The sequence below is a fragment of the Desulfovibrio sp. SGI.102 genome (assembly GCF_050314315.1).
Taxonomy (GTDB): domain Bacteria; phylum Desulfobacterota; class Desulfovibrionia; order Desulfovibrionales; family Desulfovibrionaceae; genus Desulfovibrio.
In genome coordinates, this window is the sequence record NZ_JBNPNC010000023.1 from 23,287 (window position 1) to 41,177 (window position 17,891).

Sequence of the window (17,891 nt, forward strand, 5' to 3'; positions counted from 1 at the left end):
GGGGGGAGCATGCCCGCGGAAGAGGTGCGATACATGCGTTTGCTGGTCTTTTTCGATCTGCCGGTCAAAACAAAGGATGACCAGCGGGAGGCCAACCGCTTCCGCAACTTTTTGCTGCGGGACGGCTATGACCGGGTGCAGCTCTCGGTCTATGCCCGCGTTTGCCGGGGCCCGGAAAATGTGGAGACCCATATCCGGCGGCTGCAAAAGAACCTGCCGCCGCACGGCTGTGTGCGCCTGCTGCAGGTGACGGAAAAACAGTACGGCCGCATGAGATTGCTGGTGGGGGACATGCCGGTCATGGAAAAGGAGGCGGCCACGCAATTGCTGCTTTTCTAAAAAGTGCTGCCCATACAGCGCCCCATACGGAAAAACCTTGTGCTCTTACCGGAAAAAAACACTGTTTTCTCCAGTAAAAACACAAGGTTTTCCATTTTCCAGATTAGCAGAGGGAAATTGGGAGGGCAACCACGGCGGCCGTTGCCGCTTGTCCCCGCGTGTCCAAAGATTAGCAGAGGGAAATTGGGAGGGCAACCACGGCGCCAAGACAACGTGGCGCAAGGTTAACCGGAGATTAGCAGAGGGAAATTGGGAGGGCAACCACGGCCTGCCGGTCAGCCCCTCATGCCCGCAATGGAGATTAGCAGAGGGAAATTGGGAGGGCAACCACGGCTGGGTCAATTCTCCTTCGGGGCCGGTGAGCAGATTAGCAGAGGGAAATTGGGAGGGCAACCACGGCCAGGAGTTTTGGCGGTACTGCGATCAGAACAGATTAGCAGAGGGAAATTGGGAGGGCAACCACGGCGATGCGGCTGACGTGGAGAGCGCCCGCTTCAGATTAGCAGAGGGAAATTGGGAGGGCAACCACGGCACGAGGCGCCCGCGAACTGACGGAGGGCGAAGATTAGCAGAGGGAAATTGGGAGGGCAACCACGGCAAATGATTATGCCGAACAGGTCGCCTATGAAGATTAGCAGAGGGAAATTGGGAGGGCAACCACGGCGCCGCCCTCGGTGAATCACTACTGGCGCCGAGATTAGCAGAGGGAAATTGGGAGGGCAACCACGGCCAGCCAGACGCCTGACAGCCGCGCACAGACCCGTATGAGCGGTTTTTGGCGGGGAGGATGGGGGTACGGGGGAAGGAGGGGGCCCTTTTTTCCGCAAGAAAAAGGGCCCCCTCCTTCCCCCGTCTCACCCCTGGCCCGGCCCTCTAGCCTTCCAGGCTCCAGCCCTGGCCCAGTTTGAGCTGTTCCCCGCCCAGGGCCTGCATGAGCGCGGGATCGTGGGTGGAACAGACGATGGCCGCGCCTTCGGCCCGGCACCGGGCCACGGCGGCGGCGATGGCGCGGGCGCTGCGCACGTCCACGTTGGAGGTGGGCTCGTCCAGCAGCAGGGCGCGCGGACGCAGCACCAGGCGCGAGGCCAGGGCCACGCGCTGGCGTTCCCCGCCGGAAAGGGCGTTGGGCCCGCGGCGGCGCATGGCATCGGGATCATCGAAGCCCACCTGCCGCATGGCGGCCTGATAGGCGTCCTCCAGACCGTCCCGACGGCCGCGCAGCTTCAGGCCCAGCACCACGTTCTCGAACACGGTGGTCTTGAGCAGATAGGGTTCCTGGAGCAGCAGGCTCACCTCGCGGCGCGGGTCCTCGCCGCCATGATAGATGATGCGGCCCTCGTCGGGCTCTTCCAGAAAGGCCAGCAGGCGCAGCAGGGTGGACTTGCCGCTGCCGTTGTAGCCCACCAGGGTCAGCACCTGGCCGCTGTGGATACGCAGCTCGTCCACGCCCAGGGCGGGCAGGTCCAGCGCGGTCACGCGGCCGTAACGGCGCACCAGGCCGCGGACTTCGTACAAAAGGCTCATATGCGCCCCCGGTGCTTGATGAAGGTCATGAGCACGTTGATGGCAAAGGCCATGAACAGCAGCACCAGGCCCAGCGCGATGCCCTGGGCGAACTCGCCCTTGCTGGTCTCCAGGGCGATGGCCGTGGTCATGGTGCGGGTATGATAGCGCACGTTGCCGCCCAGCATCATGGCGATGCCCACCTCGGTGATGACGCGGCCGAAGGCGGTCAGGCAGACCATGGCGATGGCGAAGCGCACTTCGCACAGGCTCAGCCAGGCCAGTTGCAGGGGCCGGGCGCCCAGGGTCAGCAGGGTCTGGCGGCAGCGGGGGTCAAGGCCCTCCACGGCCTGGGCCACCCACGAGACCACGATGGGCAGGGCCAGCAGGGTCTGGCCGATGGCCATGCCCGGCAGAGTGAAGAGCAGGCCCCATTCGCCCAGCGGGCCGCGATAGGTGATGAAGGCATAGACCAGCAGGCCGATGAGCACGGTGGGGAAGGCCAGCAGGGTGTCGGAGATGAGGCGCAAAAACTTTTTGCCGGGAAAATCACAATAGCCCAGGGCAAAGCCCATGGGCAGGCCCATGAGCAGCGATGCCGCCATGGCGTAGGACGTGGACACCAGCGTGGCCGTGATGGCCGAGAAGGTGGCGTCGTCCATATTGGCCAGCAGGGCGAAGGCCGCCCAGAAGCCGTTGACCAGATAGTCCATAGAGCACCAGGAATGCGACGGAGGGAATCCGTGGAGGGAGGTCGAAAAACAAAACGGGGACGGCCCGGAGACCGTCCCCGCCAACGGACGGAAAAACGCTACTTGCCGGCGTTGGGGAAGAAGAGCTGCTTGCCTTCCAGCTTGAACTCGGCGATGCGCTTCTGGGTGGAGGGGGCCACCCACCAGTCTTCAAACTTCTTGCCCAGGTCGGCCTTGGTCTTGGGGCACTGCTTGGGGTTCACGGTGATGACGCTGTACTGGTTGAACAGGGCCTTGTCACCTTCCACCACGATGGCCAGGGGGTTCTTGGCGCCCTGCTGGGCGTTGAACTTGATCCAGGTGCCGCGGTCGGTCAAGGTGTAGGCGCTCTTTTCAGCGGCCATGTTCAGGGTGGCCATCATGCCCTGGCCGGCGGAGATGTAGAAGGCTTCCTTGTCGGGATTGAGGCCGGACTGCTTCCACAGCTTGAGTTCGGCCTTGTGGGTGCCGGACTGGTCGCCGCGGCTCACGAAAGAGGCCTTTTTGTCGGCGATGGTCTTGAGGGCGGCGGCGGTATCCTTGCCCTTGACGCCCGCGGGGTCAGCCTTGGGGCCCACCACCACGAAGTCGTTGTACATCACCTGTCGGCGGTCGATACCGTGACCGGCCTTGACGAATTCCTTTTCAGCGGCGGGGGCGTGCACCAGCAGCACGTCGGCGTCACAGTTCTTGGCGATCTCCAGGGCCTTGCCGGTGCCCACGGCCACCCATTTCAGCTCGATGCCGGTCTCTTTCTGGAAGGTGGGGGCCAGGAACTCCAGCAGGCCGGTATCCTGGGTGCTGGTGGTGGTGGCCATCATCAGCGTGTCGGCAGCCTGGGCCGGAGCGGCCAGGAAGGCGGCGGCCAGCACGGGCAGGAACAGTTTTTTCAGGTTTTTCATGATACGACTCCTTGATTGGTTGATGATGCGCCGCCGGTTCGGAACGGCGGCCCCTTGCGGGAAATATCAGTCCAGACACAGGCGCGCGGCCCGTGACGGGAAATGGGCGTAGACTTTCTGGCCCTCGTAGATGCCCACCCGGAGCAGGCCCGGCGTCTCCACCGTGGCGCACAGGCGCGAGCCGTCGCCCAGTTCCAGCGAGACGAAGGACTCCACCTGATCCTGGTGGATGCTCTGCACCGTACAGGGCAGGCAGTTGCCCATGCTGAGCGTGGCACGGCTGCGCGAGAGCACGATCTGTTCCGGGTCCACCAGCACGGTGACCACCTGGTTGGCGTGGATCTCCATATGCACGAACTGGCGCGTGCCGCACTGCACGCCAAGGCGCATGTCGCCGAAGGTGCGCACGCTCACCGAGGCCATGCGCATGCCCACGGAAATGTCCTCCACGATGCCCAGAAAGGAATTGCAGAGCGGGTCCGTGCCGGACGAGGGCCCCAGGGTCTTGTTCTGGACCATGCGCCGCGCGGCGCCGTCGGAGAAGTTGAGGAAGGCCGCGATCTGCGAAGGCTTTTGCTGGCCCAGGAATTTCTGCACCAGGTTGACCGGCACATGCAGGTCCAGAAGCTCCAGCCCGCGGGCGTAGCGGATGGCGCGCGGCCCCACCAGGGCCCTGTCCAGCCCCAGCGGCCGGGCCACGGCATAGAAGCTCTTGCGGATGAAGCCCTGGTCGAAGTGCAAAAAGTCCCTGCCCATGCTCTCGGCCTCGGGCAGGCTCAGGATGCGGCGCACATGGCGCATGGCGCTCAGGGGCAGCAGTACGTCCCGGCTGTTGGGACCCGGAACATGCACCATACCGGTCACGGTGTCCACATCCTTGCGGGCGTCCAGCTCCAGCGCCTCGCCAAGGCGCAGGCCGCCGTAACGCAGCAGCAGGAACAACAGATGCAGCCGGGCACGCGCCACCTTGCGCTGGGGCGTGGCGGCCTCGGCTTCCCACTGCTCCCAGCAGCGGGAAAGGGCTTCCAGTTTTTCTCGGGTCAGATGGGACACTGCGGCGGCTCTCTTTAGGGGCTGAACGTCTCGCGAAGACTGCGCAAGGCATACGACATTTCCCGGCTCTTGTCACGTTTTCGGCAGAATCAGGAATGATTTTTCCATGTTTTGGTGACCACCCCTCCGGCGGCGGGCAGCGGCAACAGACAGCCGGACGCGCACGCGCCGCTCCTGTCCGCAGGATGGCGCGAAAGCACGCCATGTCCGCTTTTTTCCGGCCCCTGCCTTGACACGGCAGCTTTTATGGCCCTAAATAGCCGTGACACGGATTTGTAATTTGTAACACCAAAACCGGATGCGACCGTCAGGCCGACCGGAGGATGTCATGCCGACCCTCATAGCCTCCCTGCTGCGCAAGGCAGCGCTGCTGGTGCTGATGCTGCTGGCGCTCTCGCTGGCGGTCTTCTACATCTCGCGCCTGACGCCCGGCGATCCCCTGCAATCCTATTACGGCGATGCCGTGCAATCCATGAGCAGCGCCGAGCTGGACGCCGCCCGCCGGCGCCTGGGCCTGGACGGCCCCATCTGGGAACAGTACCAACGCTGGGCCGGCAATGTGCTGGACGGCGACTTCGGCATGTCGCTCAAATACAAGCGCCCGGTGGTGGATGTGGTCCTGCCCCTGCTGGGCAACACACTGTTGCTGGGCGGGCTGGCCTACGCGCTGGTTTTCGTGCTGGCCATCGCCCTGGCCCTGCTCTGCGCCCGCTTCGAGCACAGCGCCCTGGACCGCCTCATCTGCCGGGTGGGCACCACGGCCTATTATGTCCCGGCCTTCTGGCTGGGCGTGCTGCTGGTGCTGGTCTTCAGCGTCAATCTGGAATGGCTGCCCAGCAGCGGCGCCTACGGCTACGGCAAGGCCGGCGACATCGCCGACCGCGCCCGTCATCTGGTGCTGCCGCTGGCCGTCATGGTGGCCAGCCACCTGTGGTATTACGCCTACATGATCCGCAACAAGCTGCTGGACGAAGTACGGCGCGATTATGTGCTGCTGGCCCGCTCCAAGGGCCTGGGCCGCACCCGCGTGCTCTGGAGCCACTGCCTGCGCAACGTCATGCCCACGGTGGTGGGCATCATGGCCATCTCCATCCCGCATGTGCTCAGCGGCACCTATGTGGCCGAAGCCGTGTTCAACTATCCCGGCATCGGCCTGCTGGCCATCTCCAGCGCCAAGTATCACGATTACAACCTGCTCATGCTCATGGTCCTGTTCACCGGGGCCATGGTCATCATCAGCAGTCTGCTGGCCCAGAGCATCAACGAGGCCATCGACCCGCGCATCAAGAGCGGTGAGGTGGTCTGCTGATGGACGAGACCCGTACGGCCCCCCACAGCGCCGTGACCCGGCCGGAGGAGGCCCTCCCCGACGATGCCTTCGAGCTGGTGGGCGCGGGCTGGCGGGAACACCGCCCGGCCCTGCGCCGTCCCGGCTGGCGGCAGCGCCTGGCCCGTCTGCCCCTGCTGCCCCTGTGCCTGCTGCTCCTGCTGGTGCTGGGCTGCCTGTGCGCGCCCTGGCTGGCCAACCACGACCCCGCCGAATTCTACCTTGCCGACCGCAACACCCCGCCCGGCAGCCGGTTCTTTTTCGGTACAGACTCCCTGGGCCGGGACATCTATTCCATCATCTGGTTCGGCGGCCGGGCCTCCCTGCTCATCGGCCTGTTGAGCGCCGCGGTCATCACCGTGCTGGGCGTGGCCTACGGCTGCCTGTCCGGCATCGCCCCGGCCCGTACCGACGCCCTGCTCATGCGCCTTGTGGAGCTCGTCCAGAGCATCCCCGTGCTGCTGGTGCTGCTGCTGGCCGTCTCCCTTCTGGGTCCCCAGAACGCCCTGAGCATCGCCCTGCTCATCGGCGTCACGGGCTGGTTCGCCCTGGCCCGCATCGTGCGCGGCGAGGTGCGCCAGATACGCCACAGCGAATACATCCTGGCCTCACGCTGCATGGGAGGCAGCTTTGGCTGGATCATGCGCCGCCATCTGGTGCCCAATGTGGTCTCGGCCATCCTCTTCGTGGTCATCTCGGCCGTCAGCACCAGCATCGCCATGGAATCCACCCTCAGCTTCCTGGGCCTTGGCCTGCCTGTGGACGAACTTTCCTGGGGCAGCATGCTGGCCCTGGCCGACAAGGCCCTGCTGCTCAACACCTGGTGGGTGATCCTCATCCCCGGCCTGTTCCTGGTGACGGCCCTGCTCTGCATCACGAGCCTGGGTCACCACTTCCGCCGCAACAGCATCCGGGGCCCCAGCAATCTCTGAACACCGGCAGGCCCCGCCTGCCCCGGATACATGCCGCCCGCCCGGGGGCATCTCCGTTCCCCCGTCCGCCGAGAAACTTCAACCCGGGCCCCGGGCCCGCCGCCGAGGAACCCCGCCGTGAAACGATCCCTGCTGTCCTGCTGCCTGCTGGCTCTGGCCCTGCTGACCGCCCATCCGGCCCCGGCCGCCGACATGGCCAACACCCTGGTCTATGCCGGCGAGAACGAGGACACCATCAACCCCGTGCTCAGCCCCCATCAGGAACTGCCCACCATCATCTTTTCCGGGCTCATGAAGTTCGACGCCAAGGGCCTGCCCGTGCCCGACCTGGCCAAAAGCGTGGACTATGATCCCAAGACCCTGACCTATACCTTCCACCTGCGCGACGGGGTCAAATGGCACGACGGCGCGCCCTTCAGCGCCCGGGACGTGGTCTACACCTACACGGCCCTGACCAGCGACAAGACCCTGACCTCCACCATCACCAGCAACTATCAGGACATCAGCCGGATCTCGGCCCCGGACGAGCGCACCGTGATCATCCGGCTGGCGCGGGTCAATGCGGCCATGCTGGACAATTTCTGCATGGGCATCCTGCCCGCCCACCTCTATGAGGGCCACGACATCAACACCGTGCCCGCCAACCATGCTCCCGTGGGTACCGGCCGCTTCAAGTTCGTCTCCTGGGACACGGCCGGCGGCATGATCGTGCTGGAGCGCAACACGGACTATTACGGCAAGGTGCCGTCCATCGAGCGCATCGTCTACAAGACCGTGGCCGTGGAGAGCACCAAGGCCCTCATGCTGCGTTCCGGCGAGGCCGACCTGGCCTGGCTCAACGCCAAGTATGCCCGCACCTTCCGCGGCAAGGACGGCTTCACCACCGTGGACTTCACCACCGCCGACCTGCGCACGGTGGCCATGGACTTCCACACGCCCTTCTGGCAGCGCAACAAGGACTCCATCGCGGTGCTCAACTACGCCGTGGACAAGCAGGCCATCGTGGACGGCGTGCTGGCGGGCCAGGGCTTCCCGGCCTTCAGCCCCATCCAGACCAGCCCTCTGGGCGGCAACCCCGCTGCCGACGTCTATCCCTATGACCTGAAAAAGTTCGCGGCCGAGATGGAGCGCCTGGGCTGGAAAAAGGGCCCGGACGGCATCTACGCCCGCAACGGCGAGCGCTTCTCCTTCATCATCCAGGTGCGCGACTACGAAGAAGAGCGCGTGGACATCATCAACGTCCTGTCCCGCCAGTTCAAGAAAGCCGGGGTGGAAATGAACATCGCCCTGGTCACGCGCTTCGACTGGAAGGCCGGTTACAACGGCTATCTGGCCGGTTTTGCCGCCGAGTTCGACCCCGACGGCGTGTTCAAGAGCTTCGTCACCGGCGCCAGCGACAACAACATGGCCTATTCCAGCCCCAAGGTGGACGAGCTGCTGCGTGAGGGCCGCGCCACCGAGGATCCCGCCAAGCGCAAGGCCGCCTATCAGGCCTTTGAAGTGGCCTATGCCGCCATGCCCGCGCAGCTGCCCCTGGTCTACCTGCACGGCAACTATGTGAGCGTGGCCGGTCTCAAGGGGCTGGATACCACCCGCGTCCTGGGGCATCATGCCGTGGGCGTCATGTGGAACATCGAAGACTGGACCCTGCAGCGCTAGACGCCGCAGGAAGATGTTTCTGACGGGGGTGCCGTCGTCCGCAGGCCGGACGCGGTGCCCCCGTCGTCTGCCGTCCTGCGGCCCCCTGTCCCGAACCTGACGCGCCGCACCGGCCGGATGGCCCGCCGGGAAAAGACGCGGGCGCGGCTGCCGTCCCCGCGCCGTACGCTGTCCGGCGCCCTTCTCCAACCTCAACCCCGTCCCTGCCATGACGCCCCTGCTGCAACTGGAAGACCTGCACATCACCTTCGCTACCCCCGCCGGACAGGTACAGGCCGTGCTCGGCGTCGATCTGGAACTGCACGCCGGGGAGACCCTGGCCATCGTGGGCGAATCGGGCTGCGGCAAGTCCGTACTTTGCCGCTCCATCCTGCGCCTGCTGCCGGACAATGCCCGCATCTCGGGCCGCATCCTGCTGGAAGGCCGCGACATCGTGCCCTGCAGCGAGCGGCAGATGCGCGCCGTGCGCGGCCCGCAGGCTGCCATGCTCTTCCAGGATCCCATGGCCAGCCTCAACCCCACCCTGCCCGTGGGCGACCAGATCATGGAGGCCCTGCGCCGCCATCGCCGCATGCGCCCGGAGCAGGCCCGGCAGCGGGCCCTCGAACTGCTGGAACTGGTGGGCATCGACGATCCCGAGGCGCGCATGCGCCTGCAACCGCACTATTTTTCCGGCGGCATGCGGCAGCGCTGCGTGCTGGCCATCGCCCTGGCCCTGGGGCCGCGCATCCTGCTGGCCGACGAGCCCACCACCGCGCTGGACGTGACCGTGCAGGCCCGCATGCTGGATCTGCTGCGCGACGTGCAGCGCAAGACCGGCGTGGGCATCATCCTCGTCTCGCACGATCTGGGCGTGGTGGCCCGCGTGGCCGACAGGGTGGCCGTCATGTACGCGGGGCGTCTGGTGGAGACCGGCAGCGCCGCCGATGTCTTCTACGATCCCCGGCATCCCTACACCTGGGGCCTGCTGGGGGCCCTGCCCGCGCTGGCCGTGCGCAGCGGGCAGTTGCGGGGCATCCCCGGCATGCCGCCCAGCCTGCTGGACCCGCCGCCGGGCGATGCCTTTGCGGAGCGCAACGCCTGGGCCATGAAGGTGGACTACCAGCGCATGCCGCCCTTTTTCGAGGTCAGCCCCGGGCACAAGGCCGCCACCTGGCTGCTGCACCCGCAGGCCCCCAAAGTGGAGCCTCCCCTGCACATCACGCCGGGCCGGGGCAGTGCCAGCCTGTGCTGGACCGACAGCGCCCATGCGCTGGAGATGTCCGACAGCCGCTATGCCTTCGGAGAGGGGCACCAGCGCCTGCATGACCGTCTGGCCGCCCAGCAGGGAACAGCCGCGGCAACCACAAAGGACCATGCGCACGGCCACGCCCCCAACGATGACGGCCGCCCCCTGCTGGAATTGCAGGATCTGCGTCTGCACTTCCGTCCCGGCAGGGGCCTGACCGTCCGGGCCGTGGACGGGCTCGACCTTGCCGTCCGCCGGGGCGAGATGTTCGGTCTGGTGGGGGAATCCGGCTGCGGCAAGTCCACGCTGGCCCGCGCCGTCATGGGCCTGTATCCGCCCACCACGGGCCGCATCCTCTTCGACGGGCACGACATCCACGACCAGGCCCCGCACCTGCGGCAGGAACGCCGGCGCCAGATGCAGATCATCTTCCAGGATTCCTCCGCGGCCCTGAACCCGCACATGCGCGTGGAAGACATCATCGCCGAGCCCTTCGTCATCCAGAACGTCTTCCGCGATGCCCGCCAGCGCCGGGAAGAAGTCGTCCGCCTGCTGGGGCATGTGGGTCTCGATGTCGGTTTCCTGGACCGCTATCCGGCCGAGATCTCCGGCGGCCAGCGCCAGCGCGTGGCCATCGCCCGCAGCGTGGCCCTGGAGCCGCGCTTCATCGTGGCCGACGAGCCCGTGGCCTCGCTGGATGTCTCCATCCAGGCCCAGATCATGGCCCTGTTCCGCCATCTGCGGCAGGGGCACGATTTCACTTTTTTGTTCATCGCCCACGATCTGGCCATGGTGCGCTACCTCTGCGACCGCGTGGGCGTCATGCGTCACGGCCGCCTGGTGGAGCTGGCCCCCACGGAAGAGCTGTTCGCCCGGCCCCTGCATGCCTACACCCGGGCCCTGCTCTCGGCCATGCCCGTGCCGGATCCCCTGTTCGAGCAACGCAAGGAGATCCTGCCCTGTCCTGATGACGAAAGCGACGGCACGTGGCGCGAGGTCCATCCCGGCCACTGGCTGCGTGGCTGAGTGTCGGGCGGGGAGGAAGGTGTTTGGGAGAGTTGTGGGGGAAGGGGCGTTTTTTGGTAAAAACTGCCCCTTCCCCCACGCCCCCATCCCCGAAAAAACTTTTGCTCTGGTGATGTCGCCTGTCCCCGCCGCTGTCCGGAGGGCAGGGATGGCGCTGTGTTCCCGGCATGGGCACGAAGGAGAAAGAGAGAAAACGCTGGAAGGCCGCTCCATGGTGAGCGGCTTTTTTCGTGGTGGACACCGGGAAAGGGCAAGACCTGATGTTTCAATCCACAGTCGCCCCATCCGCCAGCTGAGCTTTAGCCGTTGTGACGCAGGAAGCTACGGATAAAGACAGCAATGTGTTACGCGGCAAGACAGCCCATGAAAGCGCTGTCGCTATCCGTAAGCCCGCTGGTGCGGGCAACGGCTACCGCCTCCGCAGCCGACGGACAGGGGTCGTGCGGACTGTCTCCCTGAAGGGAGAGGTCTCAAACCACAAAGGAAATTTTAATAAAGAAGGCAGGTTGCCTGCCCCGGAACGGGCCGGAAGGAGAGGATGCCGGGCAAAGGCTGGAGACGGCGAAGAGGGGGCCTCAACGTAGCCTCCATCTCCTGTCGGCCACAGGGCATGAAAAAAGGGCGCCCGAGGGCGCCCTTTTTGTGTTTGATGGGGAAGGGGTTATTTTTTCAGCTCTTCTTCGATGGCCTGCCGCATCTCGGGCGAGATCTTCGGATCCTTGAGGCCGGCCTCCCAATGGGCGCGCCCCTTGTCCTTCTGCTGCAGGAAGTAGCTGTAGAGCACGCCCAGGCTGTAACGCACCGTGGCGTCGTCCCGCAGGGCCACCACCTTTTCCAGGGTCGCGGCCGCTTCCTGCGGCTTGCCCTGATTGTGCAGGATGACGCCCAGCATGTAGAGGGGCTGGGGATCGTTGACGTCCAGGGCCACGGCGCGCTGGGCAAAGGTGGCTGCGGCGTCCCATTCCTGGGTGGCCATCAGGTGTTCGGCCAGATGCATCAGGGCATCCTTGTTGGTGGGCTCGGCGGCCACCTTCTGCATCAGGCTGGCCAGCAGGTTCTGTTCCTGTCCCATGCCCTGCGGGGCCGTGGGACGTTCGGTCACCAGATGCGGATTGCTGACACGTTCCTTGATGGTGACGCCCAGCATGACCAGCAGGCTCAGGCCCAGCAGCAGGATGATGGCGCGGGCGGTGAAGGAAAGACGGCTATCAGTCATGCAGGATCTCCATCTGGCGCAGACGGGCATCCAGACGCCGCTGGGCACAGCCCATGAAGACCAGGTACGCGGCCAGACCCAGCCAGACGGCGGCACCGGCCGCCACCAGCCACAGGAAATTGCTGTCCATAGGGCACTCCTTGAAAGCGGGGATCCCGCTTGTATCCGTTGAAAACAGGGCTCACCGAGCCCGGACGGAGCACGGCTCCGCCTGTCCGCTCCCCGGGAGCGGCGCATCCGCGGCCGTCATCCCGCCGCATGCGGCGGACAGGACAGACCGGGGACCGAAAATCAGTCTTCCGCCTGCAGGCGCAGGCTGTCCAGCCGGTCGCGCAGGCCCAGCTGGCGGGTGCGCAGCCACACCAGGCCCGCCCAGAACAGGCCCATGGCCGCCACACAGGCGATGGCGGTCAGCTTCATCTCAGGTTCCAGCCCGCCGCCCTTGGAGGCGAACACCGCCGGATGGATGGAGCGCCACAGCCGGGCCGAAAGGAAGACCAGCGGCACGTCCAGAAAGGCCACCACGCCCACCACGGCGCAGATCATGCGCTTGCGCTGGGGCGGCAGGTCCAGGCCGCGCAGCACCAGATAGCCCGCATAGATGAACCACATGACCAGCGTGGTGGTCAGGCGGGGATCCCACGTCCACCAGACGCCCCAGGAGCGGCGGGCCCAGATCATGCCCGTGACCAGGGCCAGACCGGCCAGCAGCACGCCCACTTCGGCAGCGGCCGCGCAGACGCGGTCAGCGGCCGGGGAACGCCGGATCAGGTAGACGATGGACGCCACGAAGACCACCAGAAAGCTGATGAGCGCCCACCAGGCCAGCGGCAGATGGGTATAGAAGACCTTCTGCATCAGGCCCAGCTGGGCTTCCACAGGGGCATAGAAAAAGATCAGCCACTGGCACACGGCCAGGGCCGCACCGCCCAGCAACACCAGCAGCAGGGGCCACACGGAAAAGGCGCGTTGCATCATTCGTCTCCCGAATACATGAAGCCGAACAGCAGCAGTCCGGCAGCCAGAAAGACACCGTCGAAGGCGGCGGCCAGCCCTATCCACGAGGCCGGGCCGTCAGGCGCGGGCGCACCGAACACCTGGGCCGCCACACCGATCCCCGCCAGCAGCAGGGGCACCAGCAGGGGGAAGAGCACGATGCTCAGCAGGGACTCGCGCGCCGCGCCGCCCTGCGAGAGCGCGCCCAGCAGCGAACCCAGGGCACACATGCCCACGTCCACCAGCAGCAGCGTGCCGAGGCCCACGGGCCAGAGCGCGCCTATCTCCTGCGACAGGAAGACCACGGCGGCGGGCAAAAAGAACATCTGGGCCACCAGCAAGAGCAGCAGCCCGGCCAGGGCCTTGCCCAGCCACACGGCCTGTATGGGGGCCGGGGCCAGCAACAGGCCAAGACGCGCGCCGTTGGCCTCTTCCAGCGCATAGAGCGTATTGAAGATGAGCACCTGACAGAAGGCCGAGCCCAGCCAGAACACGGCGCCCGCGCCCTGCGGGCTCATGCGTTCGCCCACGCCCTGCGACAGGCTGAACACGAACAGCAGCAACAGGCCCAGCAGCAGGCCCTGCACCAGCCCGCTGCCGCGGGTGAAGGTCAGCAGCAGGTCCTTGCGGGCCACGGTCAAGGCAAAGGATATCATGCGGGAACCTCCCCGGCAGTGGACGCGGCCACATTCCCCGTGGCCGCGTTGAGCACGGAATCCACGGCGGCAAGGCCCTGCGGCGGCCCGTCATAGGCCAGGCGGCGGTTCTCCAGCAGCAGCAGGCGGTCGGCCAGGGGGCTGTCGCCCGCCAGATCGTGGCTGACCACGATGACGCAGGCTCCTCGCTCCCGGGCGGCCAGCATCTCGCGCCGCACCAGGGCCATGGAATTGACGTCCAGGCCGGTGCCGGGCTCGTCCAGCAGCACAAGGTCCGCGTCCAGCAGCAGCACCCGCGCCAGGTTCAGGCGCTGGGCCATGCCGCGCGAGAACACCCCGGCCCGCTCCTCGGCATGGGCGGCCAGCCCCACATGCTCCAGCAGGGTCAGGAGCTCCGCCCGCGAGGGGCGCAGGCCGTGGGCCCGGGCCCAGAACTGCAGGTTCTCCAGCGCGCTCAGGCCCGGATAGACGAAGGTGGCGTGCCCCAGATAGGCCAGGCGCGGCCCGTCTTCACGGGCGACGCCGCCCGCCCCCGTGCCGTCGAAGATGACCTCGCCCGCCGAGGGACGGGACAGGCCGGCGATGATGCGCAGCAGCGTGCTCTTGCCCGCGCCGTTGCCCCCGGCCAGCAGGGTGATGCTGCCCGCCGTGAAGCGGCAGCTCACCCCTTTGAAGACCACCTTGAGGCCGTAGAGCTTGGCCAGGTTCTCAAGACGCAGCATGATGGCGGCCTCAGGCCTGCGGCCCATTGTCGGCGGGAGCGTCGCTCCCCGCTTCGGGCGTCTGCTTTTTGCGGCCGCGGGCCAGCATGAGGAAGGGGAACAGGCACATGAGCGTGCCGCCTATCCACATCCAGTTGACCAGGGGCTCCACGCTGAAGCGGATCAGCACCGAGGCGTTCTCGTCCAGGCCCAGGAAGGAGGCATACAGCTCGTTGCCCAGACCGGGGACCACATCCACTTCGGAGAACTGCATGGTACCGAACTTGTCGTACATGCGGCGCTGCGGCTTGAGCTCGCCCAGCAGCGTGTCGCCTTCATAGATCTTGAGGCGCGCTTCCAGATAGTCGTGGTCCACGGCGCGGCCCTGCTGGGCCTCCAGCAGCTCCACGCGGTAGGCACCGGCCTGCTGCACGCCCTTGCCGTTCTGGAAGAGCAGGTCGTATTCCTGCTTGTAGGGGCCGGAGAAGGCCATGCCCAGCACCAGCACCGCCAGGCCCACATGCAGGCCCGCGGCGCCGACGGCACGCCAGCCGCCCTTGCCCGGCAGGGAAGGCAGGCTGGCCAGCAGCCCGGCCAGACAGGCCACGGAGCCCGCCGCGGCCAGCAGGGCCACGGGCTGGCGGTAGCCCAGGAAGAAGAAAGCGGCGCCCGAGGCCACGAAGGCCCCCAGAGCGAGCCAGAAGCGCGGCGCGTCACGCAGGCCGCCGTCCCAGCGCAGCCAGGGACAGACCATGAGCAGCAGCATGATGAGCATGCCCAGGGGCACGCAGACACGGTTGTAGAAATTGGCGTCCAGGCCGTGGGGCTCCGGCGTCCAGAGCAGGCTGATGACCGGCCACATGGTGCCCACGAGGATGATGACCGAAAGGGCCAGCAGCAGCCAGCAGACCATCACCAAAAAACCTTCGCGGCTGACGATGCCCGCCAGCTCGCGCCCGCGCGCGGGCACGGAGAAGGCCGCCCAGAAGGAGATCAGCAGGCCCCCCAGCACGAAGACCGTCAGGGGCGTGCCCACGCTGCCGTCACCGAAGGCGTGCACGGACTGCACCACGCCGCTGCGCACCAGATAGGTGGCGAAAAAGGCGGAGATGGTGGTCAGGCACATCAGGGCCACGTTCACGCGATGCAGCTTGTTGCGGCGCTCCTGCACGATGAGGGTGTGCAGGGCCGCCGTGCTGATGAGCCAGGGGATGAGGGAGGCGTTCTCCACCGGGTCCCAGGCCCAGTAGCCGCCCCAGCCCAGTTCCATGTAGGCCCACCACATGCCCAGGATGATGCCCGCGGTCAGGAAGGCCCAGGCCAGCAGGGTCACGGGGCGGGTCACACGGTGCCAGCCGTCCTCGCCCTCACCGCCGGAAAGGCTCTGGGCCAGGGCAAGACAGGCGGGCACGGTGAAGCCGCCGTAGCCCAGGAAGAGCAGCGGCGGGTGGAAGATCATGCCGGGGTTCTGCAGCAGGGGATTGAGGCCGTTGCCGTCCGGCGGCACGGGCGACTGCATCTCGAAGGGATTGCTCCAGCAGGAGAGGATCAGGGCGAAGAAGGCCATGATGGCGTAGAAGAAGCCCCAGTACCAGAGCCGCGTGGCGGGCGTCAGGCGTTTGTAGGCGGGCGTCAGGGCAAAGATGCTGCCGCTGATGGCCACGGAAAAGGCCCAGAACAGCATGGAGCCCGGCTGCCCGGCCCAGAAGGCCGTCAGGCGGTAGAAGGCGGGCAGCACACGGTCCGTGTAGCTGGCCACATAGACCAGGCTGAAGTCGTTCCAGAACAGGGCGTGCAGCAGCAGGGCCGCCGCCAGGGAAAGGGCGCCGGTGATGGCCCAGTGGACCTTTTCGATCAGCGCCAGGGCGTCGCCGCGCTGCTGCCAGAGCTGCAGAAGCGCCAGCGCACTGCCGCCCAGAGCACAGATCAGGGTCAGCAGCTGCATGGCATAGGCAATGAAATACATGGGGCTCCTTTGGGCACGCCACGACCAGCCATGGCGGCACATTTCCGGTGAGGACGCGACCGGCCCCCGAGGCCCGGCCGTGCGTCAGGAAGGGTACGGCCTGCGCCGCCCTAGCTCTTGCGGTTTTCCTTCTGGTACTTGGAAGGACACTTGGTCATGAGGGTCTTGGCCATGAAACGGCCGTCGGGCTGCAGGCCCCCTTCCACGATGACCTCGGCGCCCGCCTTGAAGGTATCCGGCACGGCGCCCTTGTAGACCACGGGCAGGGTCAGGCCCGCATCGTCCTTGTCCTGCAGCAAAAAGCTGGCCCCGGGGCCGTCCACGTTCTTGAGCAGATTATCGGGGGCCACGGTGCCGAACAGGCGGGCCGCCTGCAACTTATCGGCCGTGGCGGCCCTGGCTTCGGAGACGTTGAGGAAATAGACGGTATTCTCCGACAGGCCGGAAAAGACCAGATAGCCCAGACCACCCAGGAACAGCAGGGCGGCCACGAGATACATACAGGTGTTTTTCTTGCGGGGCATGGGGTCTCCTTGCATGAAAGAACGTGCCTTTCCCGGCACGAAGCTGCTGCATACCCTAGCACAACCCTGCCTTTTTGACAAGTAAGAATCGCTCCTGATAGGACAGCAAAGCCGCATGAATCCAGTGTGCGCGCACGCACACTCCGGCCGGTATCACCGGGCTAGCCTGCCGTATTGGCGAGAGCCGTCAGGGAATCGTCGGGCAGGGAATCCAGGCAGTGGCGGCGGGCGTATTCCTGCGTGAAGCTGACGAAGAGCTCCGCCGGGGACGAGAGCTCCTGCCGTGCCGGCCGGTACAGGAGCATGGCGCGCCGGAGCACCGGATAGACAGGGGTGGCCACAAGGCCGAAGCCCCGGGCCAGCAGGATGGAAAAACGCCCGGCCAGCGCGATGCCCGCGCCGGTGGCCGCCAGAGCGAACGCCGTTGCCATGTGGTGCACCGTATGCGCCACATGGAAGTCTTCCTCACCGCCCACATCCGCCGAGATGTAGTGGATGGACTCCCGGCCGACGGCGATGACGTCCGCCTTGCGCACCTGCTCCCAGGAGACGGCCTCCCCTGCCAGCAGGTGCTGGGGCAGCGAGAGCATGTGGACAGACGTTTCAAAAAACAGCTCGCCCGTCACGCCCGCTTCCAGATCACGGGCAGGGCCGTAGCCGAGGTCGGCGCTGCCGTCCACCACGGCCTGCTGGACCCTGGACATGGGCAGATCCACGAGCTCGACCCGCATCTCCGGATACCGGCGCATGAAGCGGTAGGCCAGCAGCGGGATCAGCGTACAGCCCAAAAGCGGCGCCGCCGCGATGCGTACCCGGTGGATGCGGGCATCGTGCAGTTCCGTGGCGCATTGCTCCATGCTGCGGAACACGTCCTGGGCCCTGCTGGCCTTTTCGAAAAATATCTTGCCCGCCGCCGTCAATTTGACGACTCGCCTCCCTCTGTCAAAAAGCTGGACGCCTATCTGGTCTTCCAGATCCTTGACCAGGTTGCTGACCGCGCTTTGCGTGATGTGCAGCGCCGCACCGGCCGCCGTGAAGCTGCGGAGCTCCGCGACCATCAAAAAGGCATCTACCTGACGAATGGTGATATTCATAGTTCATCCCGGGCTGCTGGCGGATTCGTGACGGATGC

17 protein-coding genes and 1 CRISPR repeat array are annotated in these 17,891 nt (G+C 66.2%); of the genes, 5 read left to right on the forward strand and 12 right to left on the reverse strand.

The window, feature by feature from the left end:
- Window positions 1–9 precede the first annotated feature (9 nt).
- Entirely contained in the window at window positions 10–339 is a 330-nt protein-coding gene (cas2, locus tag ACQRCJ_RS06715) for a CRISPR-associated endonuclease Cas2 (protein ID WP_204626565.1), read from the forward strand.
- Window positions 340–439: 100 nt separating this feature from the next.
- Window positions 440–1,069: a CRISPR direct-repeat array (repeat unit 36 nt; unit sequence AGATTAGCAGAGGGAAATTGGGAGGGCAACCACGGC).
- 143 nt (window positions 1,070–1,212) lie between these two features.
- Here the strand turns inward: cas2 and ACQRCJ_RS06720 are convergent.
- The 4 genes from ACQRCJ_RS06720 to ACQRCJ_RS06735 form a co-directional block, all read right to left on the reverse strand.
- A complete protein-coding gene (locus ACQRCJ_RS06720) occupies window positions 1,213–1,863 on the reverse strand; it encodes an ATP-binding cassette domain-containing protein (protein WP_204675074.1) in 651 nt (216 codons plus the stop codon).
- Window positions 1,860–2,555, reverse strand: coding sequence for an ABC transporter permease (locus ACQRCJ_RS06725; RefSeq protein WP_006006694.1), 696 nt, complete (start codon window positions 2,553–2,555; stop codon window positions 1,860–1,862). The genes ACQRCJ_RS06720 and ACQRCJ_RS06725 overlap by 4 nt, the downstream gene beginning before the upstream one ends.
- 98 nt (window positions 2,556–2,653) lie before the next feature.
- Window positions 2,654–3,475 carry a substrate-binding domain-containing protein gene (locus ACQRCJ_RS06730; RefSeq protein WP_006006696.1) on the reverse strand — a complete coding sequence of 274 codons (822 nt, stop codon included), beginning with the start codon at window positions 3,473–3,475 and terminating at the stop codon, window positions 2,654–2,656.
- A 66-nt stretch (window positions 3,476–3,541) separates the two neighbouring features.
- Window positions 3,542–4,528, reverse strand: a complete 987-nt coding sequence (locus ACQRCJ_RS06735; protein ID WP_168935842.1) for a TOBE domain-containing protein — start codon at window positions 4,526–4,528, stop codon at window positions 3,542–3,544.
- Window positions 4,529–4,856: 328 nt separating this feature from the next.
- Here ACQRCJ_RS06735 and ACQRCJ_RS06740 point away from each other — a divergent pair, with 328 nt between their 5' ends.
- The 4 genes from ACQRCJ_RS06740 (at window position 4,857) to ACQRCJ_RS06755 (ending at window position 10,700) form a co-directional block, all read left to right on the forward strand.
- On the forward strand, window positions 4,857–5,837 hold the full coding sequence (locus ACQRCJ_RS06740; protein ID WP_427799518.1) for an ABC transporter permease: 981 nt from the start codon (window positions 4,857–4,859) through the stop codon (window positions 5,835–5,837).
- Window positions 5,837–6,787, forward strand: a complete 951-nt coding sequence (locus tag ACQRCJ_RS06745) for an ABC transporter permease (protein WP_427799519.1) — start codon at window positions 5,837–5,839, stop codon at window positions 6,785–6,787. The genes ACQRCJ_RS06740 and ACQRCJ_RS06745 overlap by 1 nt, the downstream gene beginning before the upstream one ends.
- Window positions 6,788–6,904: 117 nt before the next feature.
- Window positions 6,905–8,446, forward strand: coding sequence for an ABC transporter substrate-binding protein (locus ACQRCJ_RS06750; RefSeq protein WP_427799520.1), 1,542 nt, complete (start codon window positions 6,905–6,907; stop codon window positions 8,444–8,446).
- A 208-nt stretch (window positions 8,447–8,654) separates the two neighbouring features.
- The gene (locus ACQRCJ_RS06755; RefSeq protein ID WP_427799521.1) at window positions 8,655–10,700 is read left to right on the forward strand and encodes a dipeptide ABC transporter ATP-binding protein; all 2,046 of its coding nucleotides are present in this window, start codon (window positions 8,655–8,657) and stop codon (window positions 10,698–10,700) included.
- A 661-nt stretch (window positions 10,701–11,361) separates the two neighbouring features.
- Here the strand turns inward: ACQRCJ_RS06755 and ACQRCJ_RS06760 are convergent.
- The 8 genes from ACQRCJ_RS06760 to ACQRCJ_RS06795 all read right to left on the reverse strand — a co-directional run bounded on the left by ACQRCJ_RS06760 (window position 11,362) and on the right by ACQRCJ_RS06795 (window position 17,853).
- The gene (locus tag ACQRCJ_RS06760; RefSeq protein ID WP_168935086.1) at window positions 11,362–11,916 is read right to left on the reverse strand and encodes a tetratricopeptide repeat protein; all 555 of its coding nucleotides are present in this window, start codon (window positions 11,914–11,916) and stop codon (window positions 11,362–11,364) included.
- The gene (locus ACQRCJ_RS06765) at window positions 11,909–12,046 is read right to left on the reverse strand and encodes a CcmD family protein (RefSeq protein ID WP_006006716.1); all 138 of its coding nucleotides are present in this window, start codon (window positions 12,044–12,046) and stop codon (window positions 11,909–11,911) included. The genes ACQRCJ_RS06760 and ACQRCJ_RS06765 overlap by 8 nt, the downstream gene beginning before the upstream one ends.
- 161 nt (window positions 12,047–12,207) lie before the next feature.
- Complete coding sequence (locus ACQRCJ_RS06770; protein WP_168935084.1) at window positions 12,208–12,894, reverse strand: cytochrome c biogenesis protein; 687 nt, start codon at window positions 12,892–12,894, stop codon at window positions 12,208–12,210.
- Complete coding sequence (locus ACQRCJ_RS06775) at window positions 12,891–13,568, reverse strand: heme exporter protein CcmB (protein WP_006006720.1); 678 nt, start codon at window positions 13,566–13,568, stop codon at window positions 12,891–12,893. Before ACQRCJ_RS06775 ends, ACQRCJ_RS06770 begins: the two co-directional genes overlap by 4 nt.
- Complete coding sequence (gene ccmA / locus ACQRCJ_RS06780; protein WP_303931303.1) at window positions 13,565–14,290, reverse strand: heme ABC exporter ATP-binding protein CcmA; 726 nt, start codon at window positions 14,288–14,290, stop codon at window positions 13,565–13,567. Before ccmA ends, ACQRCJ_RS06775 begins: the two co-directional genes overlap by 4 nt.
- A 10-nt stretch (window positions 14,291–14,300) precedes the next feature.
- On the reverse strand, window positions 14,301–16,235 hold the full coding sequence (locus tag ACQRCJ_RS06785) for a heme lyase CcmF/NrfE family subunit (RefSeq protein ID WP_204626549.1): 1,935 nt from the start codon (window positions 16,233–16,235) through the stop codon (window positions 14,301–14,303).
- A gap of 110 nt (window positions 16,236–16,345) precedes the next feature.
- Window positions 16,346–16,759: a cytochrome c maturation protein CcmE gene (locus tag ACQRCJ_RS06790; RefSeq protein ID WP_168935077.1), complete on the reverse strand. Its 414-nt coding sequence runs from the start codon at window positions 16,757–16,759 to the stop codon at window positions 16,346–16,348.
- A 161-nt stretch (window positions 16,760–16,920) separates the two neighbouring features.
- Window positions 16,921–17,853, reverse strand: a complete 933-nt coding sequence (locus ACQRCJ_RS06795; RefSeq protein ID WP_427799522.1) for a LysR family transcriptional regulator — start codon at window positions 17,851–17,853, stop codon at window positions 16,921–16,923.
- Between the last annotated feature and the right edge of the window lie 38 nt (window positions 17,854–17,891).